The organism is Massilia sp. ST3 (assembly GCF_018119405.1).
In the GTDB taxonomy this organism is placed as follows: Bacteria; Pseudomonadota; Gammaproteobacteria; order Burkholderiales; family Burkholderiaceae_D; genus Telluria.
In genome coordinates this window covers 1-25,556 of sequence record NZ_JAGPWC010000073.1, presented here as the reverse complement: position 1 = coordinate 25,556, position 25,556 = coordinate 1, and the positions used below count along the sequence as shown (strand labels likewise).

The window sequence follows — 25,556 nt, the reverse complement described above, 5'->3', positions numbered from 1 at the left end:
GGATCGCCTCGGCCATCGCCGGGGTCGCGCCGCGCACCGCCACGGCGTTGAGCCGGTATTTCTTGAGCAAGGCAACCAGGGCCGGCCAGTCGATGGCCGGGCTCTCGTGCGCGATCGCCGCCACGTCGATCACCGCGAATTCGTCCTCGAAGAAGTCGGAGACGCCGCCGGTCATCTGGGTCAGGGCCGCATCGATGGCCACCGGATCGGCCGAGTGCAGGATCGTCGAGATGGCGACGACCGTGGAGATCTTGATTTCGATGGGCAGCGTGGTTTTCGGCATAAAACGGGAGTGGTTGGCGTTGCGCTCGTGCATTCTACTGTGAAATTTACGGAAAAGGTCAGACCGTGCGCATCATTCCTAGGGGAAATTGATGCTTTGCTAAACCCAAAAAATAAGTCGCGCCATCCATCGAAAGGTGGTTCCCTGGCGGTTGTATTCCGTGAATAAGCTGATAAGATTGATTTTGCTCAAACATGGGCAGAGCTAGCCACGTAATATGCTGAGGTTCAACAACGGGGACCTTGAAGAACCGTCGCGAGCGGTAGCAGTTGCGGTCGAGAAGCGCAATCGTACGGGCGTACGATGAGCATCGCAGACCGCAAATGCAACGCGCAGCAGGTTGTTCGAGGTGCCCAGCCTTGGCGCCAATCCAGGGATGCCGGCGGCATCGGCCGCCGTCTCGACAAACCCGGCCCCCATGGCCGGTAGAACGGAGATCGATATGGAAGACGTAGTCATCGTGGCTGCAGGCCGCACCGCCGTCGGTAAATTCGGCGGCACGCTTGCCAAGATCCCGGCCGCCGAACTCGGCGCGCACGTGATCCGCCACCTGCTGGGCAAGACGGGCATCGATCCCGCGACCATCAGCGAAGTCATCATGGGCCAGGTGCTCACGGCCGGTGTCGGCCAGAACCCGGCGCGCCAGGCCACCATCAAGGCCGGCCTGCCCAATTCGGTGCCGGCCAGCACCATCAACCAGGTCTGCGGCAGCGGCCTCAAGGCCACCCACCTGGCCACCCAGGCGATCCGCTGCGGCGACGCCTCGATCGTCATCGCCGGCGGCCAGGAAAACATGAGCGCCGCCCCGCACGTGCTCAACGGCTCGCGCGACGGTTTCCGCATGGGCGACATCAAGATGACCGACACCATGATCGTGGACGGCCTGTGGGATGCCTACAACCAGTACCACATGGGGGTGACGGCCGAGAATGTCGCGCGCAAGCACGAGGTCTCGCGCGCCGAGCAGGACGAATTCGCGCTGCAGTCCCAGCTCAAGGCCGAGGCCGCCCAGAAGGAAGGCCGCTTCAAGGACGAGATCATTCCGATCGAGATCCCGTCCAAGAAGGGCGCGATCGTGTTCGACAGCGACGAATATCCGAAGCACGGCACCACGCTGGAAGCGCTGGCCAGCCTGCGCCCGGCCTTCAACAAGGAAGGCAGCGTCACCGCCGGCAACGCGTCCGGGCTGAACGACGGCGCGGCCGCCGTGATCATGATGAGCGCGTCCAAGGCGCGCGAGCTGGGCCTGGCGCCGCTGGCGCGCATCAAGGCCTATGCCTCCACCGGCATCGACCCGACCGTCATGGGCATGGGGCCGGTCACGGCCTCGCGCCTGTGCCTGGAAAAGGCCGGCTGGCGCCACGAGGACGTCGACCTGATGGAAATCAACGAGGCCTTCGCCGCCCAGGCCATTGCCGTCAACAAGGAAATGGGCTGGGACACCTCGAAAATCAATGTCAACGGCGGTGCGATCGCGCTGGGCCACCCGATCGGTGCGTCCGGCTGCCGCGTGCTGGTCACCCTGCTGCACGAAATGATCAGGCGCGATGCCAAGCGCGGCCTGGCCAGCCTGTGCATCGGCGGCGGCATGGGCGTGGCGCTGGCGGTCGAACGCGACTGACAGGCAGGTAGCGCATAGGGAAACGACGAATACCAACACTGGAGAAGACGATGGCTAGAGTAGCATTAGTGACGGGCGGCATGGGCGGCCTGGGTGAAGCGGTGTGCATCAAGCTGGCCGCATTGGGGTATACGGTCGTTACTACTTTCTCACCGGGTAACACGAAGGTGGACAACTGGCTCGGCAGCATGCGCGAACAGGGCTACGACTTCAAGGCCTACGCCTGCGACGTGTCGGACTACGACTCGGCCCAGGATTGCGTGCGCCAGGTGGTGCAGGACGTCGGCCCGATCGACGTGCTGGTCAACAACGCCGGCATTACCCGCGACATGACCTTCAAGAAGATGGACAAGGTCAACTGGGATGCGGTCATGAAGACCAACCTGGATTCGGTGTTCAACATGACCAAGCCGGTCTGCGACAGCATGGTCGAGCGCGGCTGGGGCCGGATCATCAACATCTCGTCGGTGAACGGCCAGAAGGGCGCCTTCGGCCAGACCAACTATTCGGCGGCCAAGGCCGGCATGCACGGCTTCACCAAGGCGCTGGCGCTGGAAGTGGCGCGCAAGGGCGTGACCGTCAACACCATCTCGCCGGGCTACATCGGCACCAAGATGGTGATGGACATCCCGAGCGAAGTCCTGGAAACCAAGATCATTCCGCAGATTCCGATGGGCCGCCTGGGAAAACCGGAAGAAGTGGCGGGCCTGGTGGCCTACCTGTCCTCGGACGAGGCGGCCTTCGTTACCGGCGCCAACATCGCCATCAACGGCGGCCAGCACATGTATTGATCGGAAGTTGATCGGCGCCTTGCGCTCTCGGGCCCGGGTCGAGCAATCGCCCGGGCTTTTTTTTATCCGGGCAGCGCCAGCACGCGCGCGTTCGTGGCCGCCACGAAGGCCTGGTCGTGGGTGCTGAACAGCACCAGGCTGTCGTGGCGGCGCGCATCGAGCAGGGCCGCCAGCGTTTCCTTGGCCGCTGCATCCAGGCCGTTGGTCGGTTCGTCCATCAGCAGGACCGCCGGCTTGCCCAGCAGGCCGCCGGCCAGCATGAACTTGCGCTGGGTGCCCAAGGACATGTCCTTGAAAGGCAGGTGGCGCGCCATGTCGATGTGGAAGCGCTCGAGCAGGGCCTGGTCTTCCGGGGCCGGGCGCAGGCGCTTGAGGGTGGCCAGCATGGCCAGGTACTCGAAACCGGTCATGAAGCCGTAGGCCACCGGTTCATCCGGGACGAAGGACAGCTGCTGTTTTGCCCGCACCGGTTCGCGCGCCAGGTCGTGGCCGGCGATGGCGATGCTGCCCGCATCGGGCGCCGCGATGCCGCATAGCAGGGACAGCAGGGTCGACTTGCCGCTGCCGTTGGGCCCGGTCAGGGCGACCACGCCGGCCTCCAGGGACAGGTCCAGGCCGTCGAACAGCAGGCGCTCGCCGAAGCGCTTGCGCAGGCCGCTGCAGGCCAGCAGGGCGGAGGAAGGGTTCATAACAGGTTTCCAGCGATGAGCGTGCCGGCCGTGGCCAGGCCGAAGGTAAGGAGGGCGCTGCGCGGATGCAGCTGGATCCGGCGGTTGCCGAGCAGCGCCAGCAGTCCGGTATAGAAGCAGAGCAGCGCGGCGCGCGGGCCGGCCGCAGGGCCGAGCGCGGCCAGCCAGGGGAGCAGCAGGGCGGCGGCGATGGACAGCACCAGCGCATGGTCGTACCCGGCCAGGATGTGCTCTCCATGCGCCATGCTGCGGGCGTAGGCGCTCAGCGCGGCGCGGCTGTCGAGCAGGACGCGGTAGCAGCCGGCCAGGATGCCGATGAAGGCGCCGAGCGCCGCATGCACAAACAGATGGGTGTCTTCGCGCTTGCCGACGACCTCGAGCAGCCACCAGCTGAACCCCAGCGGCAGGCAGGCCCACAGGATGCGCGACAGGGAATCGTGCCACTGCAGGTGCAGCAGGCGGCGCGTCGTGGTCAGCAGCAGGACCAGGGCCGGGCTCCAGGCCAGTATTTCCAGCCAGGCCAGGTGGGCCGCGCCCTTGCGCCGCGCCGCGCCGCGGGTGCGGGCCAGGTTCGCCGCCAGGCAGGCCGACAGGGTGCACAGCAGCGCACTGTCCGGTACGGAATCGAGAAGGGACCCTGCGAGCAGGGCGCCCAGCGCCAGCAGGTGCAGGAGCAGGCTCCCGGGCCGGGCGCCGTAGACCGCATCCCTGGCCAGGGAGAGCGTCAACAGCGCCAGCACGGCGGCACCGAGCCAGAAGCGCGCGCCCGGCGCCGCTTCATGCACTGCGGTCCAGAGGCCGAAGGCGAAGGGCAGGGCGAACACCGACATCGCCAGCACCAGCAGCGCCAGGTCCACCAGGCGCTGCTGGAAACCGGAGAGCGGCAGGCTGCGGGTGAAGCCGGCCAGCGGCCCGCCGTCGACGAAGCCGCGGTGGATCCTGGCCCAGACCAGGGCCAGCGCGCACCAGGCCAGCAGCGGCGCCGGATCGCGCCAGGCGCCGGGCGGCCCGCCCAGCGCCAGCACCGGCCGGGCCGCGAGCGCGGCCACTTCCGGCAGGGCGGGGGCGCACAGCAGGAAGAGGGGCAGGCAGGCGTCGGCGTAGCGCTGGTACAAGCCCTTGGTCTCGCTCGCGAAAAACCTGGCGCGCAGGCGCAGCAGGGACATCGTGGTCATGCGATAGCCGTGAAAGCAAAACACGGATGGTATTGCATTCCGGCACAAACTGAAAACAAGGCGCGGCCGCTCTGCGCCGGACCGCGGCCGCGCCATCTACAATAACGGGGTCCCCCCACTTGCCCGAAGAGGAAAGCCGATGTCTACCCTGCCGCATGGCGCGCTGGCCCTGTCCAGCCTCGACGAACAATTCCTGCATCCGGGCACCAAGGGCCTGCCCTTGCGCGAGCCGCTGCGCCAGGGGGCGATCGGCGTGCAGGGCTGGAACGTGCTGCGCGGCGACACCAGCTTCCCGGTCGCGGTGCTGAAGGAAGGGGCGCTGCGCCACAACCTCGACTGGATGCGCCGCTTCTGCGAGCGCCACGGCGTCACCCTTGCACCGCACGGCAAGACCACGATGAGCCCGCAGCTGTTCGGCGCCCAGCTGGCCAACGGCGCCTGGGGCATCACCCTGGCCACCGCGGCCCAGGTGCAGGTGGCGCACCGTTTCGGCGTGCGCCGCGTGCTGCTGGCCAACCAGCTGGTGGGCCGCGCCGACATCGCGGCCATCCTCGACCTGCTGCACGGCGACCCCGACTTCGAATGCCTGGTGCTGGCGGATTCGCCCGAGGGTGCGGCGCGCCTGGCGCAGGCGGTGAATCAGGCCGGGCTGGCGCGCCCGCTGCCGGTGCTGGTCGAGCTGGGCCTGGCCGGCAAGCGCGCCGGCTGCCGCACGGTGGACGCGGCAATGGAAGTGGCGCACCAGGTCGCCGCGGCCGATGGGCTGGCGCTGGCCGGCTTCGAGGGCTATGAAGGCCTGCTGGTGACGAACGACCGGGAGGCGGACGTGCGCGCGGTGAACGGCTTCCTGGCGCAACTGGCTGGACTGGTGCGCGCCGCCGACGAGGAAAACCTGTTCGGCACCCCGGAAATCCTGCTCTCGGCCGGCGGCTCGGCCTATTTCGACCTGGTGGCGCGCGGCTTTTCCAGCGTGAGCGGCCTGTCGCGCCCGGTGCGCGCCGTGCTGCGCAGCGGCTGCTACCTGACCTCCGACCATGGCACCTATTTGCGCCACATGGCGGAAATCGAGGCCCGCGAAGGCCTGGGCGAGGACGGCCTGCGCCCGGCGCTGGAAGTCTGGAGCATGGTGCAGTCGCGCCCCGAGCCCACCCTGGCAATCCTGACCATGGGCAAGCGCGACGCGTCCTACGACGCCGACCTGCCGGTGCCGCTCTACAGCCACCGCCCGGACAGCGGCGCCGCCGCGCCGGGCGCGCTGCCGCCGGGCTGCGCCATCGTCAAACTCAACGACCAGCACGCCTACCTGCGCCTGCCCGAGGGCGACCCGCTGTGCGAGACGCTGGCGGTCGGCGACCTGGTCGGCTGCGGCATCTCGCATCCCTGCACCACCTTCGACAAGTGGCAGGTGCTGCTGGCGGTGGACGAGGCCTATACCGTGCGCTACGCGCTGAATACCTTCTTCTGAAAGGGCGGGGCGGTACGTTACAATCGGCGCCTGTCCCCTTGCAAAGAGCCGCCATGCCCGTCACGCCGCCGTCGCTGTTCCCGCCGATCCAGCCCATCCGCCAGGGCATGCTCGCCGTCGACGAGCTGCACACGATTTATTGGGAAGAGGTCGGCAATCCCGAGGGCATCCCGGTCGTGTTCCTGCACGGCGGCCCGGGCGCGGGCCTGTCGCCCCAGCACCGCCGCTTCTTCGACCCGCGCGCCTACCGCGTGATCCTGTTCGACCAGCGCGGCGCCGGCAAGTCGACGCCGCTGGGCGAATGGCGCAACAACACCACCCAACTCCTGATCGAGGACATCGAACGCCTGCGGGCGATGTTCGGCATCGAGCGCTGGCTGGTGTTCGGCGGCTCCTGGGGCTCGACCCTGGCGCTGGCCTACGGCCAGGCGCATCCCGAGCGCTGCCTCGGCTTCGTGCTGCGCGGGATCTTCCTGTGCACGAAGGACGAGGTCGAGTGGTTCATCAACGGCGTGCGCTGGTTCTATCCCGAGCTGTACGAGGAATTCGTCGCCCCGATTCCCGATGCGGAGCGCGGCGACCTGCTCAAGGCCTACGCCAGCCGCCTGCTGTGCCAGGACCCCGCGGTCTACTGGCCGGCCGCGCGCGCCTGGAGCCGCTTCGAAGGCCGGCGCGTGTTCCTGCTGCCCCAGCCCGAGGAAGCCGCCTCCGACACCCTCGACCTGGGCGTGGGCCGGCTCGAGTCGCACTACATGTTGCACGGCGCCTTCGTCGAGGAAGACCAGTTGGTGCGCGACGTCGGGCGCATCGCCCACCTGCCGGCGGTCATCGTGCAGGGCCGCTACGACGTGATCTGCCCGCCGCTGTCCGCCTACCGCCTGCACGCGGCCTGGCCGGGCGCGAAGCTGCACATGATTCCCGACGCCGGCCACGGCGCCCTGGAGACCGGCATCGCGCGCGCCCTGGTGGCGGCGACCGAAGGGTTCAAGCGCCACGGCCGCTTCGATTGAAAGGCGGCCCCTCCCGAGGGGCTGCTACACTAGCCACGAAGCACCATAACAATTCGAACGTGTTCCCATGAATATCCAGATCAGCGACATCGGCCACGTCATCCAGCTGGCCATTGCGCCGGTGTTCCTCCTGACCGGCGTCGCCACCAAGCTGACGGTCCTGACCAACCGCCTGGCGCGCATCATCGACCGCACCCGGGTCCTCGAGGACCGGCTCAAGGTCAGCCCCAACGGCGAATACGCCTCCGAACTCGAAACCCTGTACCAGCGCTCGCACCTGATCAACTACGCGATCACCTCCAGCACCGCCTGCGGCCTGCTGGTCTGCGTCGTCATCGCGATGCTGTTCCTGGGCGATACCACCAATCTTCCGCTCGACCAGTACATCGCCGCCTGCTTCGTGTTCGCGATGATGGGCCTGATCAGCAGCTTCATTTATTTTTTGCGCGAGATCTTCATCGCCTCGCGCTTCATGCGCCAGCAGCACCTGCACTCCCTGCAGCAGGGGCGCTAGCGCGCAGTATCGAAAGACAAATCATGCACGACTACCAACGCCCCCCCACCCTGCACCGCTATGCGCTGCACGCCGACCTGGACAACGCCTTGCGCGCCGGCCAGTTCCGTCTCGAGCCCGCCGGCGGTTTCCTGACCCTGTCCTTCTCCACGGTCTGGGACAAGCACCTGTTCGACGTCCTGGCGCCGGCCGACACCTGCCTGGTGATCCACAACACCGAGCTGTTCGGCGAGCGCCTGCACCGCGCGGTGCAGCGCCTGCTGCCCAACTGGGCCGGCATCGACGGCCCGGTCGAATACGGCACCCGCTCGCGCCTGGGCGCGGCCTTTTCGAAGAGCGCCATGCATTCCCAGGAAAAGGAATGGCAGTTCGCCTGGCGCTCGCTGACCCCGGGCGCCAGCCTGCATCCGGTCACGGTCAGCATCGGCAACATCGAGGCTTTTGCGGAATTGCGCAGCAGGGAAAGCCACCTGGCCTAAAGCGCGCGCCCAACTTTAGAACCACGGCTCCAGGAAATCACGGTGTAATGCCGTGATGACTACCACCGCCTACCCCAACCTGCTCGCGCCGCTCGACCTGGGTTTCACCACCCTCAGGAACCGCGTGATCATGGGCTCGATGCACACCGGGCTCGAAGACCGCTTCTACAACTACGGCAAGCTGGCCGCGTTCTACCGCGAACGCGCGCGCGGCGGCGCCGGCCTGATCGTCACCGGCGGCATCTCGCCGAACCGCCAGGGCTGGCTGCTGCCCTTCGGAGGCACCCTGAACTTCCTGGGCGACCTGCCCAACCACCGCAAGGTGACGCGCGCCGTGCACGAGGAAGGCGGAAAGATCGTGCTGCAGATCCTGCACGCGGGCCGCTACGGCTACCAGCCCTTCGTGGTGTCGGCCTCAGGCATCAAGTCGCCGATCTCGCGCTTCACGCCCAAGCCGCTGACCGAGGCCGGGATCGAAGCCACCATCCGCGCCTACGCGCGCTGCGCCAGGCTGGCGAAGCAGGCCGGCTACGACGGCGTCGAAGTGATGGGCAGCGAAGGCTATTTGCTGAACCAGTTCCTGTGCGCGCGCACCAACAAGCGTACCGACCGGTGGGGCGGCTCGATCGAGAACCGCATGCGCCTGGCGGTGGAGGTGGTGCGCCGCATCCGCGCCGCCGCCGGACCGGACTTCATCATCATGTACCGCCACTCGGTGCTCGACCTGGTCGAAGGCGGCAATACCTGGGACGAGGTAGTGGCCACCGCCAAGGCCCTGGAAGCGGCGGGCGTCAACCTGCTCAACACCGGCTACGGCTGGCACGAGGCGCGCATCCCGACCATCGTGACCTCGGTGCCGCGCGCGGCCTTCGCCGAGGTGGCGGCGCGCCTGCGCAAGGAAGTGGGCATTCCCGTGGCGGCCTCGAACCGCATCAACATGCCGGCCGAGGCCGAGGCCCTGCTGGCCGGCGGCAGCGCCGACCTGGTGTCGATGGCGCGCCCCTTCCTGGCCGACCCGGACTTCGTGGCCAAGGCGGCCAGCGGCCGCACCGACGAGATCAACACCTGCATCGCCTGCAACCAGGCCTGCCTCGACCACACCTTCCAGAACAAGCGCGCCAGCTGCCTGGTCAATCCGCGCGCCTGCCACGAGACCGAGCTGGTCTACCGCAAGGCCGCCAAACCCAAGCGCATCGCCGTGGTCGGCGCCGGCCCCGCCGGGCTGTCGGCGGCCACGGTGGCGGCCGAGCGCGGCCACCAGGTCACCCTGTTCGACGGCCTGGACCGCATCGGCGGCCAGTTCAACGTCGCCATGCGCGTGCCGGGCAAGGAGGAATTCGCCGAGACCATCCGCTATTTCGGCCGCCGCCTGGAACTGCTCGGCGTCACGCTGCGCCTGAACCAGCGCGTCACGCGCGAGCAGCTGCTGGGCGAGGGCTACGACGAGGTAGTGGTGGCGACCGGCATCACCACCCGCAAGCCCAGGATCGAAGGCATCGACCATCCCAAGGTGCTGAGCTACCTGGACGTGCTGCGCGAGGGGAAGCCGGTGGGACGCCGGGTGGCCATCGTCGGCGCCGGCGGCATCGGCTTCGACATGGGCGAATTCCTGGTGCACGACCCCGCCGTGCCGCTGCCGGTGCCCGGCGCCCACTGGATGGCGGAGTGGGGCGTCGACCCGTCGGTCTCGACCCCGGGCGGCCTGGCCAAGCCGGCGCCGGCGCATCCGCCGCGCCAGGTCTGGCTCCTGCAGCGCAAGACCACGCGTCCGGGCGCGGGGCTGGGCAAGACCTCGGGCTGGGTGCACCGCGCCACCCTGGTGCGCAACGGCGTGACCATGCTGGCCGGGGTGCAGTACGACCGCATCGACGACGCCGGCCTGCACATCACGGTCGGCGGCGAGCAGCGCCTGCTGGAAGTGGACAACGTGGTGATCTGCGCCGGGCAGGAGAGCCTGGCGGAGCTGATGCCGCCGGAAGGGAGCAGCGGCGGGCCGGGCTTCCACAAGATCGGCGGCGCGGCGCTGGCGGCGGAGCTGGATGCGAAGCGGGCGATCCGGGAGGGGGCGGAGCTGGCGGCGCGGCTTTAAGCGCTTATCGGTACGCGAAGGAACTTGGGTCCCCGCCTTCGCGGGGACCCAAGTTTGCGTGCAGACCTTCAGCGCTTATTTCTTACGCACCACCACGCAACCGATCGAATACCCCGCCCCAAACGAACAGATCACGCCATTCGCCCCAGACGGCAAATCGTCCTGGTACTTGTGGAACGCAATGATCGACCCCGCCGACGAGGTATTCGCATAGGTGTCGAGAATCACCGGCGCCTCCTCCGGCGTCGCATCGCGCCCCAGCAGGGTGCGCGCGATCAGGAGGTTCATGTTCAGGTTGGCCTGGTGCAGCCAGTAGCGCGCGATGTCCTTGATCTCGAGGCCGGCGTTCTGGACCGTGGTGGCGATCATCTCGGCCGCCATCGGGCAGACTTCCTTGAACACCTTGCGGCCCTGCTGGCGGAACAGCTTGTCCGGCTGGCCGACGCCCGCTTCGTCGAAGCGGTTCATGAAGCCGAAGTTGTTGCGGATGTTGTTCGAGAACTTGGTCTTGAGCTGGCTGTCCAGGATCTCCCACTGGTGGGCGCTGGTCGCCGTCTCGGCGGCTTCGACGATCACGGCGGTGCAGGCGTCGCCGAAGATGAAGTGGCTGTCGCGGTCGCGGAAGTTCAGGTGGCCGCTGGTGATTTCCGGGTTCAGCATCAGCACCGCGCGCGCGCGGCCGTTGCGCACCGCGTCGACCGCGGTGGCGATGCCGAAGGTGGCCGAGGAGCAGGCCACGTTCATGTCGAAGCCGAAGCCGTCGATGCCCAGCGCTTCCTGGACCTCGACCGCCATGGCCGGGTAGGGGCGCTGCATGTTGCTGCAGGCGACCAGCACCATGTCGATGTCGGCCGCGGTCTTGCCGGCGCGTTCCATCGCTTCGCGCGCGGCCGCCACGCACATCTCGGCCTGCAGCGAGACCTGTTCGTCGCCGCGTTCGGCGATGCGGGCGGTCATGCGGGCCGGGTCCAGGATGCCTTCCTTTTCCATCACGTAGCGCGACTTGATGCCCGAGGCTTTCTCGATGAAGCCGCTGCTCGAGGGTTCCAGCGCCGTCACCTCGCCCGCCGCGATCGCCTCGGCGTGCTCGCGGTTGTGCAGCTCGACGTAGGCGTTGAAGGCCGTCACCAGCTCGTCGTTGGAAATGGATTGCGAAGGCGTAAACAGGCCGGTGCCGCTGATGACGACAGGTTTCATGATAGGCAAACTTTCAATGGAAATAACGGGACTTGCCCGTAAGATGCGCAAATTCTACACGGTCGTACTAAAAGTGGAAACCGGCGGTCCGGCGCAGTGGGGAGCAGGGCAGGCGCCAGCCTCGGCGGCATCCTAATGGCCCTGGGCCAGGGTGGTGGCGGCGGCGCGCTTGGACAGCTGGACCGGCTCGCCCTTGAGGTGGCGCAAGGCCTGGGCCAGCTGGAAGTCGTCGCGGCTGCCGTAGTCGACCGGCTTGCGCAGGCGCGCCTCGGCCAGCAGGCGCATCTGCTCCTCGATGTCGTCCTCGCGCGTCGCCACTTCCTTGTCGCGGTCGTTCGACAGGTGGCGCTCGAGGTCGGCCTCGCGCATGCGCAGCGCGTTCAGGCCGTCGCCCTCGGCGGTCTCGTCGACCGGGAAGTCGGGCACGATGCCGCGCGCCTGGATCGAGCGCCCGGCCGGGGTGTAGTAGCGCGCCGTGGTGAGCTTGACGGCGGCGTCGCGCCCGATCGGGCGGATGGTCTGGACCGAGCCCTTGCCGAAGGTCTGGCTGCCGAGGATGGTGGCGCGCTTGTAGTCCTGCAGGGCGCCGGCCACGATTTCCGAGGCCGAGGCCGAGCCGGTGTTTACCAGCACCACCATCGGCAGGGTCTTGTAGGCGGGCGGCAGGCTGGCCAGCGGATCGGCGCCGCTGCGCAGCATGTAGAACTCCGGGCGGCCGTAGAAGCGCTGCTTGGAATCGGCCAGCTGGCCGTTGGTCGAGACGATCTCGGCGTCCTTCGGCAGGAAGGCGGCCGCCACCCCGATCGCGCCCTGCAGCAGGCCGCCGGGGTCGTTGCGCAGGTCGAGCACCAGGCCCTTCATGTCGGGATTGGCGCGGTACAGGGCCTGCAGCTTGGCCGCCATGTCGTCCACGGTCGGTTCCTGGAACTGGGCGATGCGCAGCCAGGCGTAGCCCGGCTCGATCATCTTCGCCTTGACGCTCTTCTGGACGATCTCGCTGCGCGTGATGGTGAAGCGCAGCGGCGCCGGCGCGTCCTTGCGCGCGATGGTCAGGGTGACCCGGGTGCCCGGTTCGCCGCGCATGCGCTTGATGGCCTCGTCGATCGGCACCCCCTGCACCGGGAAGCCGTCGATCTGCGTGACCAGGTCGCCTTCCTTGATGCCGGCGTGGTAGGCCGGCGAATCCTCGATCGGGGCGACGATCTCGACGTAGCCGTCCTCGCTTTCGGAAATCTCGATGCCGAGGCCGACGAAGCGGCCCTCGGTGCCTTCGCGCAGCTCGCGGTAGGCGCGCGGGTCGAGGTAGGCGGAGTGGGGGTCGAGCGAGGCCACCATGCCGGAAATCGCTTCCGACAGCAGGGCCTTGTCCTCGACCGGTTCGACATAGGTGGACTTGATGACGCCGACGACGTCGGCCAGCTGGCGCAGTTCGGCCATGGGCATGCTTTCCTCGACAGGCTTGTAGGCCAGGGCCGAGAACTGCATGGAAAACGCGACGCCGGCTAGCGCGCCAAGGCCGACGAGACAGGAATTCTTGAATGTGGAGCCCATGGGTCACCCGTTGTGGCTGCGCGCGTCGATGAAGCCGCTTTTTTGCCGCCGCGCACCCCTGAGGTAGCGCAAGCCCAGTATAAACCTGTTCATCGGCGCATTGCGGGCGCAAGCGCAAACATGCGTGCGGACAGCGCTTTTTTACGAGAGTAAGCAATTGTAAGAGTGCAAGCGGACGAGGGGAGCGCACCCTATAGTCAATACCAGTTTTTCTCTCTCTCCACTCTTGAAGTGGTCTTTGCCCACGGCCCCCTCCGTGGGCTTTTTTCTTCCTGGATTGTACCTGCCGTGGCGCAAGGCCAGCTTCGGGGACATGAGCTTGTTGTCATGTCCCAACACATGCATATGCGAAAAACCCGGCGCCGCGTGTATCGAAAAGTAAAAAAAATTCAATCCCGGTCGCCGCCTGTTTCTCAACAGCTAGAATGGTCTTTCGCCCGCGCGCCCCTTGCGCGCCACGGCATGCTATCGAAGATCAAGAACGCGAATGAATACATATGTTTCCCTGGCCTGCGCGGCGCTGCTCGGCGCGGCACTGCCGGCCGGCGCGGCCGGCCAGGACAGCCAGGCGCCGGCGGGGCCGCAGCAGCCGCAGCAAGCGCAGCAAAACGCCAGCCAGGCCCCGTCCCCCGCAGCCGATGACAAGCTGCAGCAGGTGACCATCAGTGGCAGCCGCGCCAACGACATCGAGCAGCGCCGCCTGTCGACCGCCTCCAAGATGATCTTCGGGCGCGAGGAACTGGACCGCAACGGCGACAGCAATGTCGGCGAGATCCTCAAGCGCCTGCCGGGCGTGACCATGGGCGGCCCGCCGGGCCGCGGGGGCGGCGGCGTGCGCATGCGCGGCATGGGCAACGGCTATACCCAGATGCTGGTCAACGGCGAGCGTCCGCCGCCGGGCTTCTCGCTCGAATCGCTGCCGCCCGACCAGGTCGAACGCATCGAGGTGATCCGCGGCCCGGTGGCCGAACACAGTACCCAGGCGATCGCCGGCACCATCAACATCGTGCTGCGCGAAGGCTACCAGCAGAAGGACATCCAGTTCCGCGTCAGCGACAGCGTGTCCGGCGGCCTGCATTCGCCCGACGTGTCGCTGGCGATGCCGGGCAAGTCCGGCAAGCTGAGCTGGCTCACCAACGTGATGCTGCGCCAGGGCCGCAACGAGAACGCGAGCACGACCTACGACCGTAGCGAACGCCGCGACGGCAGCCTCGACAGCGAGCAGCTGCTCGAGGGCCGCAGCGACTCGCGCTCCAAGGGCCTGCACGCCTCGCCGCGCTTCACCTATACCTTCGACAACAAGGACACGCTCACGGTCCAGCCCTTCCTGGGCCTGAACCGCAACGATTCGCGCCTGGACAACACGGTCACGCGCCTGGGCGGCGAGCCGGACTACGCGCGCCTGGACCAGGAGTCCGAGTCCGAATCCACCTTCGGGCGCGTGTTCGGCAACTGGCTGCACCGCATGGACGGCAATGCCAAGCTGGACGTGAAGTTCGGCGTGGGCGGGGCCAACAGCGAGAACAGCAGCCTGCGCCGCACCTACGGCTTCGCGGGCGAGCCGCTGCGCGTGTTCAACGACCGCGGCGACACGCGCTTCCGCGGCGCCAACACGGGCGGCAAGTTCACCAAGCCGATCGCCAAGGGCCATTTGCTGGCCGTCGGCTGGGACCTCGAATATACGCGCCTGAAGCAGGTGCAGGTGGCCGAGGACGACGGCAGCCCGCTGTACGAGGAATCGGGCGCCAACCTGGCCGCCAACCAGCGCCGCATCGCGCTGTTCGCCCAGGACGAATTCGACATCACGGAGCGCTGGTCGGCCTACCTGGGCCTGCGCTGGGAAGGCATCCGCACCGCCAGCACCGGCGCCGCCAACCAGGTGAAGAACGAGAGCCGGGTCTGGAGCCCGGTGCTGCACACGGTCTGGCGCATCCCCGGCAAGGACAAGGACCAGGTGCGCGCCAGCCTGACGCGCAGCTACCGCGCCGCGCCCCTGAACGACATGATCGCGGCGCCGACCATCTCGGCCGACAATTCCATCGTGCGCCCCGACCGCAGCGGCAATCCGGACCTCAAGCCGGAATTGGCGACCGGCATCGACCTGGCCTACGAACACTACATCGGCCGCACCGGCATCGTCTCGGCCAGCGGCTTCGTGCGCCATGTCGACGACCTGATCCGCCGCGCCGTGAGCGAGGTGCCGACCGCGCAGGGCCTGCGCTGGATCTCGCGCCCGGTCAACATCGGCAAGGCGCGTACCTCCGGCATCGAGCTGGAAGCCAAGTTCCAGCTGTCCGACCTGATGGCCGACGCGCCCGCCGTGGACCTGCGCGCCAACTACAGCCGCTTCTGGAGCGACGTGGAAGACATCCAGGGACCGCATAACCGCCTGGAGGGCCAGGCCGAGCAGACCGCCAACCTCGGCGCCGACTGGCGCCTGAAGGGCCTGCCCCTGACCCTGGGCGGGAGCCTGAACTGGACCCCGGACTACCTGGTCCAGGTCAGCAACGAGGAACTGGCGTTCACCGGTTCCAAGCGCCAGCTCGACCTGTTCGCATTGTGGAAATTCTCCGCCACTACCCAGGTCCGCCTGTTCGGCAACAACCTGCTGTCGCAGGACTACGATACGGCGCGCAGCGTGAGCCTGCCGGAAGTATTGACGAGCACCCGATCGCGCACTTATGCAACAGTCGGCCTGCGCCTGGAGACGAAACTGTGATCCAGTCCATGGCCGTATGCTACATTTTCCGGCTGTACCAGCCGACTACCCCCAGCAAGTGAGGACCACCCCGTGAAGCGACACCTTCTGAGCACCCTGACCCTGTCCCTGATGGCAGCCTTCGCTACCGCGCCGGCTATCGCAGGCGACAACGCGCCGGCAAAACCGGCGGCAGCAGCGATCTCCGGCATCGACACCCAGTTCATCGACGACAGCGTGCGTCCGCAGGACGATTTCTTCACTTACCTGAACGGCAAGTGGCTGAAGAGCACCGAGATCCCGAGCGACAAGGCGAGCTGGGGCACCTTCATGAAGCTGCGCGACGACACCACGCCGCAGCTGCGCGCCATCATCGAAGCCGCGCAGAAGGACCCGCAGGCGAAGAAGCAGGGCAGCGAGACCCAGAAGATCGCCGACCTGTACACCAGCTTCATGGATGAAGCCAGGCGCGAGACCCTGGGCTACAAGCCGCTCACCGGCGAGCTGGCCCGCATCCGCGCGCTGAAGGACAAGAAGGCCCTCCCGGGCCTGGTCGCCCACCTGGCCAAGATCGGCGTGGCCTCGCCCTACGGCGTGTTCGTCAGCCAGGATGCGCGCGCGTCGACCAAGTACGTGACCTACATCGGCCAGAGCGGCCTGGGCATGCCCGACCGCGACTACTACCTGAAGCTGGACGACAAGCGCATGGCCGACACCCGCGCCGCCTATGAGCAGCATGTCGGCAAGATCCTGGCGCTGGCCGGCGAGAAGAACGCCGCAGCCCAGGCCAAGGCCATCGTCGACTTCGAGACCGAGCTGGCCAAGGTGCAGTGGACCAAGGTCGAGAACCGCGACCCGGTCAAGCGCTACAACAAGATGACGGTCGCCGAGCTGGCCAAGCTGGCGCCGGGCTATGACTGGAAGGCGGCGCTGGCCGCCGCCGGCGTGGCCGGCAAGGCCGAGTACGTGATCGTGTCCCAGCCGAGCTACCTGGCCGGCTTCGACGCCGTGCTGGCCAAGACCGACCTGGCCACCGTCAAGTCCTACTTCGAATCGCAGCTGCTGCGCGAGTACGCGCCCTATCTGTCGAAGGCCTTCGTGGACGAGAACTTCGCCTTCTACGGCACCGCCCTGACCGGCGTCACCGAGCAGCGTCCGACCTGGAAGATCGGCGTCTCGACCGTCGAGGGCGCGCTGGGCGAGGCGCTCGGCAAGCTGTACGTCAAGGAGCACTTCCCGGCCGAGCGCAAGGCGCGCATGGAAGAGCTGGTGAAGAACCTGCTGCTGGCCTACAAGGAGTCGATCGACAATCTCGAGTGGATGAGCCCCGAGACCAAGAAGGAAGCCCAGGCCAAGCTGGCCAAGTTCACCCCGAAGATCGGCTATCCGGACAAGTGGCGCGACTACTCGGCGCTGTCGGTGCGCGGCGACGACCTGGTCGGCAACGTGATGCGCGCCTCGACCTATTCGTACAACCGCAACATCAACAAGCTGGGCAAGCCGATCGACCGCACCGAATGGGGCATGACGCCGCAGACCGTGAACGCCTACTACCGCAGCACGACCAACGAGATCGTGTTCCCGGCCGCGATCCTGCAGCCGCCGTTCTTCGACATGCGCGCCGACGACGCCGTCAACTACGGCGCGATCGGCGCCGTGATCGGTCACGAGATCGGCCACGGCTTCGACGACAAGGGCAGCCAGTCGGACGGCGACGGCAACCTGCGCAACTGGTGGACCGAGCAGGACCGCGCCGCCTTCAAGGCGCGCACCGACAAGCTGGTGAGCCAGTACAACGGCTTCTCGCCGCTGCCTGGCTATAACGTCAACGGCGAACTGACCCTGGGCGAGAACATCGGCGACAACGCCGGCCTGTCGATCGCGCACAAGGCCTACAAGATCTCGCTCAAGGGCCAGCCTGCGCCGGTGATCGACGGCCTCACCGGCGACCAGCGCTTCTTCATGGGCTTCGGCCAGGTGTGGCGCTCGAAGATGCGCGAAGCGCAGCAGATCAACCAGGTCAAGACCGACCCGCACTCGCCGGGCCAGTTCCGCGCCAACGGCACGGTGATGAACATGCCGGGCTTCTACGAAGCCTTCGGCGTGAAGGAAGGCGACAAGATGTACCTGGCGCCGAAGGATCGCGTGACGATCTGGTAAGCTAGGCAGTACCGGGGGGGGGGGGGGGGGGGGGGGGGGGGGGGGGGCGGCGGGCCGCCCCCGCCGCCGCCCCCCCGCCCCCCCCCCCCCCCCCACCCCCCCCCCCCCCCCCCCCCCCCCCCCCCCCCCCCCCCCCCCCCCCCCCCCCCCCCCTCCCCCCCCCCCCCCCCCCCCGGCCCCCCCCCCCCGCGGGGGGCGCGCCCGCCGCGGCGGGGGGGGGGCCCCCCCCCCCCCCCCCCCCGCCCGCATTTGGCAACGAGCTCATAACAACAACCCCTACACGGAGAGACACATGAAACGACACATCCTGAGCGCCGCGGCGCTGGTCCTGGTGGCCTCGCTGGCCCAGGCCGAATCGGGCAGCGCGGCCAAGAGCGGCGCCAAGGCAAACACGCTGGCGTCGGGCATCGCCCTGCAATACGTGGAGCCTTCGGTGCGCCCGCAGGACGACTTCTTCGAACACCTGAACGGCAAGTGGCTCAAGACCGTCGAGATCCCGGCCGACAAGTCGAGCTGGGGCGCCTTCCACCAGCTGCGCGAGGACACCCTGCCGCAGCTGCGCGCCATCATCGAGAAAGCCGCTGGCGCCAAGGGCGCGAACGGCTCCGAAGTGCAGAAGATCGGCGACTTCTACGCCAGCTACATGGACGAGGCGCGCCTCGAGCAGCTGGGCATCACCCCCTTGAACGGCGAGCTGGCGAAGATCGCCGCCGTCAAGGACAAGGCCGAGCTGCCGGCCCTGTTCGCCCGCCTGGGCCGCCTGGGCGTGAACACCCCCTTCGTGTTCTACATCCACCAGGACGCCAAGGATTCGACCAAGTACGTGGCCGACCTGTACCAGGCCGGCCTGGGCATGCCCGACCGCGACTACTACCTGAAGCAGGACGACGCCAAGCTGGCCGACATCCGCGCCAAGTACCAGCAGCACGTCGAGAAGATGCTGGCCATGGCCGGCGACAAGAACGCCGCCGCCAATGCGAAAGCCATCGTCGAGCTGGAAACCGAACTGGCCAAGGTCCAGTGGACCAAGGTCGAGAACCGCGACCCGGTCAAGACCTATAACAAGGTCGAGCTGGCCAAGCTGGCCGAGCTGGCGCCGGGCTACGACTGGCAGTCCTGGCTGGCAGCAAGCGGCCTGAAGGGCAAGGCCGACTACCTGATCGTCAGCCAGCCGAGCTATGTGAAGGGCTTCGCCGAAGTCCTGAACCGCGTGCCGCTCGAGACCTGGAAGACCTACCTCCAGCTGCACCTGGTGGAAAGCTACGCCAACTACCTGTCGAAGGCCTTCGTCGACGAGCGCTTCGCCTTCAACGGCACCACCCTGTCGGGCACCCCGCAGCTGGAAGCGCGCTGGAAGCGCGGCGTCTCGACCCTGGAAGGCAGCCTGGGCGAAGCGGTCGGCAAGCTGTACGTGAAGGAGCATTTCCCGGCCGAGCGCAAGGCGCGCATGGAAGTCCTGGTCAAGAACCTGCTGGCTGCCTACAAGTCCTCGATCGACACCCTCGACTGGATGAGCCCGGCGACCAAGAAGGAAGCCCAGGCCAAGCTGGCCAAGTTCACCCCGAAGATCGGCTACCCGAACAAGTGGAAGGACTACTCGGCCCTCACCGTCAAGCGCGAGGACCTGGTCGGCAACGTGATGCGTTCGCGCGAGGTGGAATACAACCGCGAGCTGAACAAGCTGGGCAAGCCGATCGACCGCGACGAATGGGGCATGACGCCGCAGACCATCAACGCCTACTACAACCCGGAACTAAACGAGATCGTGTTCCCGGCCGCGATCCTGCAGCCGCCGTTCTTCGACGCCAAGGCCGACGACGCGGTCAACTACGGCGGCATCGGCGCGGTGATCGGCCACGAGATCAGCCACGGCTTCGACGACCAGGGTTCGCAGTACGACGGCGACGGCAACATGCGCAACTGGTGGACCGAGGAAGACGGCAAGAAGTTCGCCGAAAAGACCAAGGTCCTGATCAACCAGTACGCCGGCTACAGCCCGCTGCCTGGCTATAACGTCAACGGCGAACTGACCCTGGGCGAGAACATCGGCGACAACTCGGGCCTGGCGATCGCCTATAAAGCCTACAAGCTGTCGCTGAAGGGCAAGAAGGCCCCGGTGATCAACGGCCTCACAGGCGACCAGCGCTTCTACATGGGCTGGGGCCAGGTGTGGCGCACCAAGATGCGCGAGCCGGCGCAGATCGCCCAGATCAAGACCGACCCGCACTCGCCGGGCCAGTACCGCGCCAACGGCACCCTGAAGAACCAGCCGGGCTTCTACGAAGCCTTCGGCGTGAAGGAAGGCGACAAGATGTACCTGGCGCCGAAGGATCGCGTGATCATCTGGTAATCCGGAACATCCGGATATGAAAAGGGCCGCTTGCGCGGCCCTTTTTTATTGCCAACCGGCGGCGTCACGCCGCCTGGCGCGCGCCCACCGCCGTCCCGGACCTGCGCGCGAGCAGGCGCGAGAACAGCTCGAGCTGGCCGTTGGTCGTGTCGTCCCAGCTGAAGCGCTCGGCGTAGCGGCGGGTCGCCGCGTGGTCCGGATAGCTGGCGCGCAGCGCCATCACGGCCTTGGCCAGCTTCTCGGGGGTGCGGTCTTCCATCAGCACGCCCGCCTCGGGCGCGGCCACCACTTCCGGCGTGCCCCAGACGTTGCTGGCGACCACCGGGGTGCCGCAGGCCATCGATTCGAGCAGCACGTTGGCCCAGCCTTCGCGGCTCGAGGCCAGCACCATGGCGTCGCAGGCGTTGTAGTAGCGCTTCAGCTCGGGCTGGGCCACCGGGCCGAGGAAAGTCACGCGGTCCTGTACGCCGGCTTCCTGGGCAACGCCCTGCAGGTACTTGAGTTCCGGGCCGCGGCCGGCGATCAGGAGCTTCACGCCGGGCAGCATGGTGAGGGCGCGGATGGTCAGGTCGTGCGCCTTGCGCGGGTCGAGCGCGCCGACCGAGATCAGGGTGAAGCCTTCGATGCCCAGCTCCGCGCGCGCCTGGGCGCGGTCGAGGGGCGCGAAGCGCTGCAGGTCGACGCCGTTGCGCAGCGGGGTGATCAGCTCAGGAGCCACGCCCAGGCCGACCATCTCCTCCTTCAGTGCATTGCAGACGGTGATCATGCCGTCCGCGTTGGCGGCGGCCCACAGGATCTGGTCGCGCGGGCGCTTGAACTGCGGGATCAGGTTGATGTCGGTGCCGCGCGCGGTGATCACCACCGGCTTGTTGAAGTACTTGCCCAGCTTGACCGCCGCCACGCCGTCCGGATAGAAGTAGTGGGCGTCGATGAGGTCGAAATCGTAGCCCTCGTCGATGATGCGCCCGATCACCGGCTTGACGGCGGCCGCCATCATCGACGGCGCCAGGCTCATGCCGACCTTCGGAATCAGGAGGTAGCGTGGGTGCTGCACGTGGATGCCGTAGCGTTCTTCCTCGGCCGGCACCTGGGCGAAGGCCGCGTAGTCGCCGAAGCGCGGGTTAGCCGAGGGGAACCAGGGCACCGGCGCCACCACCCGCGACTCCACCTTGCCGCTGGCCAGCAAGTACCTGAGCCGCGTCTCGACGAAAATCCCGTGGTTGGGCCGGACGGTGTTCGGGAAAAGCGTGCTGAAGGTCAGAAGTTTCATGGGGAAATCGTCAAAGGCGGGGTGTAGTACGAGCGCAACTGCTTGTAGTCAAACAAAAGATAGGTGTTGCACGATATTTCATTTCTCCGCAATACTCAACCGAATCGTAGGAAATTTGCAATATAATAATTTCTACCCGTTACAACACTTGCTATTGGACATCATCATGATGCCCCTGGAAGCCGACGGAATCGTTGTGTTTCTTAAAAGCATGAGCATCGGTCCGCTTACATTCGTCTCCCGCCCCCGGGCGCCAACACTCAGAACACTCTCATGAAAATTTCAGTCATCGGTACCGGTTACGTCGGCTTGGTTTCCGGGGCATGCTTTGCCGACGTCGGCAACCATGTCCTGTGTGTCGATATCAACGCGTCGAAGATCGCGATGCTCAACGACGGCATCATCCCGATCCATGAGCCGGGCCTGGACAGCATGGTGACCAGCAACGCCGCGGCCGGCCGCCTGCGCTTCTCGACCAGCTACGACGACGCTGTCGCCCATGCGGAAGTCATCTTCCTGGCGGTGGGCACCCCGCCGGACGAGGACGGCAGCGCCGACCTCACCCACATCCTGGAAGCGGCGCGCAACATCGGCCAGCGCATCGTCAAGCCGGTGGTCATTGTCGACAAGTCGACCGTGCCGGTCGGCACCGCCGAACTGGTGCGCCAGGCGATCGCCGGCGAAGTGGACAAGCGCGGCGTGCAGGTCGCCTTCAACGTGGTCAGCAACCCGGAATTCCTGAAAGAGGGCGCCGCCATCGGCGACTTCATGCGCCCGGACCGCATCGTGGTCGGCAGCGACGACCAGGAAGCCACCGCCCTGATGCGCCAGCTGTACGGCCCGTTCAGCCGCAACCACGAGAAGCTGGTGGTGATGGACGTGCGCAGCGCCGAGCTGACCAAGTACGCCGCCAACGCCATGCTGGCCACCCGCATCAGTTTCATGAACGAGCTGGCCAACCTGGCGGAGCTGCTGGGCGCCGACATCGAGGCCGTGCGCCAGGGTATCGGCATGGACCCGCGCATCGGTTCCCAGTTCCTGTACGCCGGCATGGGCTACGGCGGCTCCTGCTTCCCGAAGGACGTCAAGGCCCTGATCAAGACCGCGGGCGACCACGACCAGCGCCTGCACATCCTGGAAGCGACCGAGCGCGTCAACGACCTGCAGAAGAACGTCCTGTACCGCAAGGTCTGCCGTTTCTTCGGCGGCGCGGAAAACCTGCGCGGCAAGACCATCGCCCTGTGGGGCCTGTCGTTCAAGCCGAACACCGACGACATGCGCGAAGCGCCGAGCCTGGTGCTGATCCGCGCCCTGTTCGAGGCCGGCTGCAAGGTCGCCGCCTACGATCCGGTGGCGAGCAAGGAAGCCCAGCGGGTCCTGCTGGCCGAGCATGGCGAGCGCGCCTGCGGCGAACTGCTGAGCCTGGTGAACTCGGCCGAGGACGCGGTGCGCGGCGCCGACGCCCTGGTCCTGGTCACCGAATGGAAGGAATTCCGTTCGCCGGACTGGCGCTTCCTGGCCGAGAACCTGTCCGCGCGCGCCGTGTTTGACGGCCGCAACATCTACGATCCGCTCACCGTGGCCGGCGCCGGCCTGGCCTATGAAGGCATCGGTCGCGCCGTCAAGGCGGAGGCGGCGTGAGCGCCCCGCAGACGATCCTGGTGACCGGCGCCGCCGGCTTCGTCGGCAGCCATGTCGCCGCGCGCCTGGCCGCGATGGGGCACCGGGTGGTCGGTTGCGACAATTTCAACGATTACTACGATCCGCAGCTCAAGACCGACCGCGTGGCGGCGCTGCTGGCGCCGGCCGGGGTCGAGTGCGAGCGCATCGACATCGCCGACGGCGCCCAGCTGCGCGCCCTGTTCGAGCGCGTGCGCCCGCAGCTGGTGGTACATCTGGCGGCCCAGGCCGGCGTGCGCTATTCGCTGCAGAATCCCGACGCCTACATCCAGTCGAATCTGGTCGGCTTCGGCAATATCCTCGAAGCCTGCCGCCATCACCAGGTGGAGCACCTGCTGTATGCCAGCAGCAGCAGCGTCTACGGCAGCAACGCCAAGGTGCCGTTCAGCGAGGACGACCGGGTCGACGAGCCGGTCTCGCTGTATGCCGCCACCAAGAAGGCCAACGAGCTGATGGCGCATTCTTATAGCCATCTGTACGGCTTCCCGGCCACGGGCCTGCGCTTCTTCACGGTGTATGGCCCCTGGGGCCGGCCGGACATGGCCTATTTCAGTTTTACCGAGAAGATCCTGCGCGGTGAAAAAATTCCCGTGTTCGCAGAAGGCAAGCTCACGCGCGACTTCACCTACATCGACGACATCGTGGAAGGCGTGGTGCGGCTGCTGTTCAAGCCGCAGCCGCAAGCGCCGGGCAAGGTGCGTCATGCGGTGTTCAACATCGGCAATAACCAGCCGGTGATGGTGCTGGATTTCGTGCGTACCCTAGAGCGCGTGCTGGAAACCCAGGCCGTGCTCGACTTCCAGCCGATGCAGGCCGGCGACGTGCCGGCGACCCATGCCGACACCAGCCGCCTGCAGGAATGGGTCGGCTACAAGCCGGCCACGCCGCTGGAGACGGGCTTGACGCGCTATCGTGACTGGTACCGCGGCTGGCGCAGCTGAGTCAGCGGCAGCCGGACAAAAAAAAGCGTTGCCGCAGTTGCGGCAACGCTTTTTTCATTTCGGCGTGCTCTATTAGAGCGCGGACTCGTAGGCGCCGACGTCCAGGGCGTTCACCACGGGGCGGGTGCTGCCGTTGGCGCTGTGCAGGTACTGGGCCACCGGCTTGAGCGAAACGCCGCTCGGCGAGGTGCCCGTGGCCGAGGCCGCGTTCACGACCAGAGCATTGGCGGTCGGACGCAGGTCCCAGGCGGCGCGGTTGACGAAGCCCGGCGCGAGCGAACGGTAGTTGGTCTTTTGCACGGCGCCGGTCTGGTTGGTGATGGTGCCGGTGCCGCCGAGGATGTTGTTCTGCAGCAGGATCTTCTTGGTCACGCCCGAACCGACCATCACGAAGTTGCCGCGTACGCTATCGTCGTTCAGGAAGGTATTGTTGATCACGTACAGGTCGTGGCCGGGGTTGCTCGCGCCTTCCTCGCCGTAGGCCACCATGTTCGGGTTGCTGTGCGCAGCCGGCTGGTGGATCACGTTGCCGATGATGTAGGACGTACCGGCGTTCGGCAGGTCGATCTCATAGCTCGGCTTGCCGCTGGCGGTGGTGCCGGTCTGGCCGGCGGCGGTGCTCGAGAAGCGGTTGTAGACGATGGTATTGACCAGGGCGCGCGACTTCAGGTTGTGGCCGACGTTGGCGTCGTGCGAGTAGTTGTAGCGGAAGGTCAGGCTGCCGACCTTGCCGATGTAGACATTGTGGGTCTGGCCGGTGCCGCCGCCGTTGTGGCCGAACTCGCTCTTCTCGATCACGATCTTGCTGCTGGTGTTGGCGCCGCTCAGGATGCCGTTCTCGTTGTCGTGGATGAAGCTCGAGCGCAGGGTGAAGTTGGTGCCTTCCAGGCGCAGGGCCGCGCCGTTGGCGTCCGGCACTTTCGCGCCGAGCATCTCGACGTTTTCGACCACGACATTGTTCGCCTGGACGACCCAGGTGCCCTTGCCGAGCGCGTTCTTGCCGGCGGCATCGATCTTCGGACGGCCGTTCACGCCGCGGATGGTCAGGGTCTTGGTGATGGCGCAGACGTCGCCGCTGTAGGTGGTGTTGCCGGTAATCTGGATCAGGTCGCCTGCTGCCGCGGCCGCGAAGGCGCGGCACGGGGTCGCATAGGTCTTGCCTGGGCCGACTTCACGGGTGGCGGCATGGGCGGGCAGGACGGCAGCGGCGGACAGGAGGACGAGGGTGGAGCGCAGAGCGAAGTGCATGGGGTTTCCTTTAAGCTGAATAAATGTGTCTTGAGGAAATTTCCTGCGAAACATTCACCCAGCATAACTCCTGCCTGGCGGAAAATACGTAACGAGTTGTAACAGGAAAACCTTGATTTGCGTAAATTCAGTCGTTTCCATAGGGAAGTGGCGGTAGGAAAAATTTTTCCTACGGTGCGCATCATGTCGCTAATTTGCGTCATTTATCATCCAACATGGGTTCTCAACATTGTCTTGCCTATAACCAAAAGTTACTAATAGCAAGTTCGGTTGTGCTGGTGCGGCAAGGAAACGCTATCCCATCCGTTGGCTTGGGTACTCGTTCAATTCTTTGTACTCGTCCAT

General features: G+C 66.7%; 18 protein-coding genes and 1 pseudogene. 12 read left to right on the top strand and 7 right to left on the bottom strand.

Features of this window, described 5'->3' with window-relative positions; translation table 11 throughout:
* Positions 1-283: pseudogene (locus KBW98_RS19880) on the bottom strand (septum site-determining protein MinC); the annotation flags it as partial.
* Positions 284-725: 442 nt separating this feature from the next.
* Here KBW98_RS19880 and KBW98_RS19875 point away from each other — a divergent pair.
* On the top strand, positions 726-1,904 hold the full coding sequence (locus KBW98_RS19875; protein WP_211521898.1) for an acetyl-CoA C-acetyltransferase: 1,179 nt from the start codon (positions 726-728) through the stop codon (positions 1,902-1,904).
* Between the two features lie 50 nt (positions 1,905-1,954).
* Positions 1,955-2,695, top strand: coding sequence for an acetoacetyl-CoA reductase (gene phbB, locus KBW98_RS19870; RefSeq protein ID WP_211521897.1), 741 nt, complete (start codon positions 1,955-1,957; stop codon positions 2,693-2,695).
* A gap of 62 nt (positions 2,696-2,757) precedes the next feature.
* Here the strand turns inward: phbB and KBW98_RS19865 are convergent, their stop codons facing one another.
* Positions 2,758-3,384: an ABC transporter ATP-binding protein gene (locus tag KBW98_RS19865; protein ID WP_211521896.1), complete on the bottom strand. Its 627-nt coding sequence runs from the start codon at positions 3,382-3,384 to the stop codon at positions 2,758-2,760.
* Positions 3,381-4,559, bottom strand: a complete 1,179-nt coding sequence (locus KBW98_RS19860; protein ID WP_211521895.1) for a hypothetical protein — start codon at positions 4,557-4,559, stop codon at positions 3,381-3,383. Before KBW98_RS19860 ends, KBW98_RS19865 begins: the two co-directional genes overlap by 4 nt.
* Positions 4,560-4,698: 139 nt before the next feature.
* On the opposite strand from KBW98_RS19860, the gene KBW98_RS19855 reads away from it, so the two are divergent.
* From KBW98_RS19855 to KBW98_RS19835, 5 genes are all read left to right on the top strand, one after another.
* The gene (locus tag KBW98_RS19855; RefSeq protein WP_211521894.1) at positions 4,699-6,024 is read left to right on the top strand and encodes an amino acid deaminase; all 1,326 of its coding nucleotides are present in this window, start codon (positions 4,699-4,701) and stop codon (positions 6,022-6,024) included.
* A 53-nt stretch (positions 6,025-6,077) separates the two neighbouring features.
* Entirely contained in the window at positions 6,078-7,034 is a 957-nt protein-coding gene (gene pip / locus KBW98_RS19850; RefSeq protein ID WP_211521893.1) for a prolyl aminopeptidase, read from the top strand.
* Positions 7,035-7,101: 67 nt separating this feature from the next.
* Positions 7,102-7,548, top strand: a complete 447-nt coding sequence (locus tag KBW98_RS19845; RefSeq protein WP_211521892.1) for a DUF2721 domain-containing protein — start codon at positions 7,102-7,104, stop codon at positions 7,546-7,548.
* A gap of 23 nt (positions 7,549-7,571) precedes the next feature.
* The gene (locus KBW98_RS19840) at positions 7,572-8,027 is read left to right on the top strand and encodes a hypothetical protein (RefSeq protein ID WP_211521891.1); all 456 of its coding nucleotides are present in this window, start codon (positions 7,572-7,574) and stop codon (positions 8,025-8,027) included.
* A gap of 55 nt (positions 8,028-8,082) precedes the next feature.
* Positions 8,083-10,116 carry an NADPH-dependent 2,4-dienoyl-CoA reductase gene (locus tag KBW98_RS19835; protein ID WP_211521901.1) on the top strand — a complete coding sequence of 678 codons (2,034 nt, stop codon included), beginning with the start codon at positions 8,083-8,085 and terminating at the stop codon, positions 10,114-10,116.
* A 75-nt stretch (positions 10,117-10,191) separates the two neighbouring features.
* Here the strand turns inward: KBW98_RS19835 and KBW98_RS19830 are convergent, their stop codons facing one another.
* Entirely contained in the window at positions 10,192-11,313 is a 1,122-nt protein-coding gene (locus KBW98_RS19830; RefSeq protein WP_211521890.1) for a beta-ketoacyl-ACP synthase III, read from the bottom strand.
* Between the two features lie 132 nt (positions 11,314-11,445).
* On the bottom strand, positions 11,446-12,864 hold the full coding sequence (locus KBW98_RS19825; protein ID WP_211521889.1) for a S41 family peptidase: 1,419 nt from the start codon (positions 12,862-12,864) through the stop codon (positions 11,446-11,448).
* A 487-nt stretch (positions 12,865-13,351) separates the two neighbouring features.
* On the opposite strand from KBW98_RS19825, the gene KBW98_RS19820 reads away from it, so the two are divergent.
* From KBW98_RS19820 to KBW98_RS19810, 3 genes are all read left to right on the top strand, one after another.
* Entirely contained in the window at positions 13,352-15,583 is a 2,232-nt protein-coding gene (locus tag KBW98_RS19820; protein ID WP_211521888.1) for a TonB-dependent siderophore receptor, read from the top strand.
* Between the two features lie 72 nt (positions 15,584-15,655).
* Positions 15,656-17,722 (top strand): M13 family metallopeptidase, encoded by a 2,067-nt coding sequence (locus KBW98_RS19815; protein WP_373888973.1) that lies wholly within the window; start codon positions 15,656-15,658, stop codon positions 17,720-17,722.
* Between the two features lie 292 nt (positions 17,723-18,014).
* Complete coding sequence (locus tag KBW98_RS19810) at positions 18,015-20,072, top strand: M13 family metallopeptidase (protein ID WP_211521887.1); 2,058 nt, start codon at positions 18,015-18,017, stop codon at positions 20,070-20,072.
* Between the two features lie 64 nt (positions 20,073-20,136).
* Here KBW98_RS19810 and KBW98_RS19805 read toward each other — a convergent pair whose 3' ends face one another.
* Positions 20,137-21,342 carry a glycosyltransferase family 4 protein gene (locus KBW98_RS19805; protein ID WP_211521886.1) on the bottom strand — a complete coding sequence of 402 codons (1,206 nt, stop codon included), beginning with the start codon at positions 21,340-21,342 and terminating at the stop codon, positions 20,137-20,139.
* Positions 21,343-21,615: 273 nt separating this feature from the next.
* On the opposite strand from KBW98_RS19805, the gene KBW98_RS19800 reads away from it, so the two are divergent.
* Complete coding sequence (locus KBW98_RS19800) at positions 21,616-22,983, top strand: UDP-glucose/GDP-mannose dehydrogenase family protein (protein WP_211521885.1); 1,368 nt, start codon at positions 21,616-21,618, stop codon at positions 22,981-22,983.
* On the top strand, positions 22,980-23,963 hold the full coding sequence (locus KBW98_RS19795) for an NAD-dependent epimerase/dehydratase family protein (RefSeq protein ID WP_211521884.1): 984 nt from the start codon (positions 22,980-22,982) through the stop codon (positions 23,961-23,963). Before KBW98_RS19800 ends, KBW98_RS19795 begins: the two co-directional genes overlap by 4 nt.
* Before the next feature lie 72 nt (positions 23,964-24,035).
* On the opposite strand, the gene KBW98_RS19790 is transcribed toward KBW98_RS19795, so the two are convergent.
* Positions 24,036-25,211, bottom strand: a complete 1,176-nt coding sequence (locus KBW98_RS19790; protein WP_229429309.1) for a hypothetical protein — start codon at positions 25,209-25,211, stop codon at positions 24,036-24,038.
* Between the last annotated feature and the right edge of the window lie 345 nt (positions 25,212-25,556).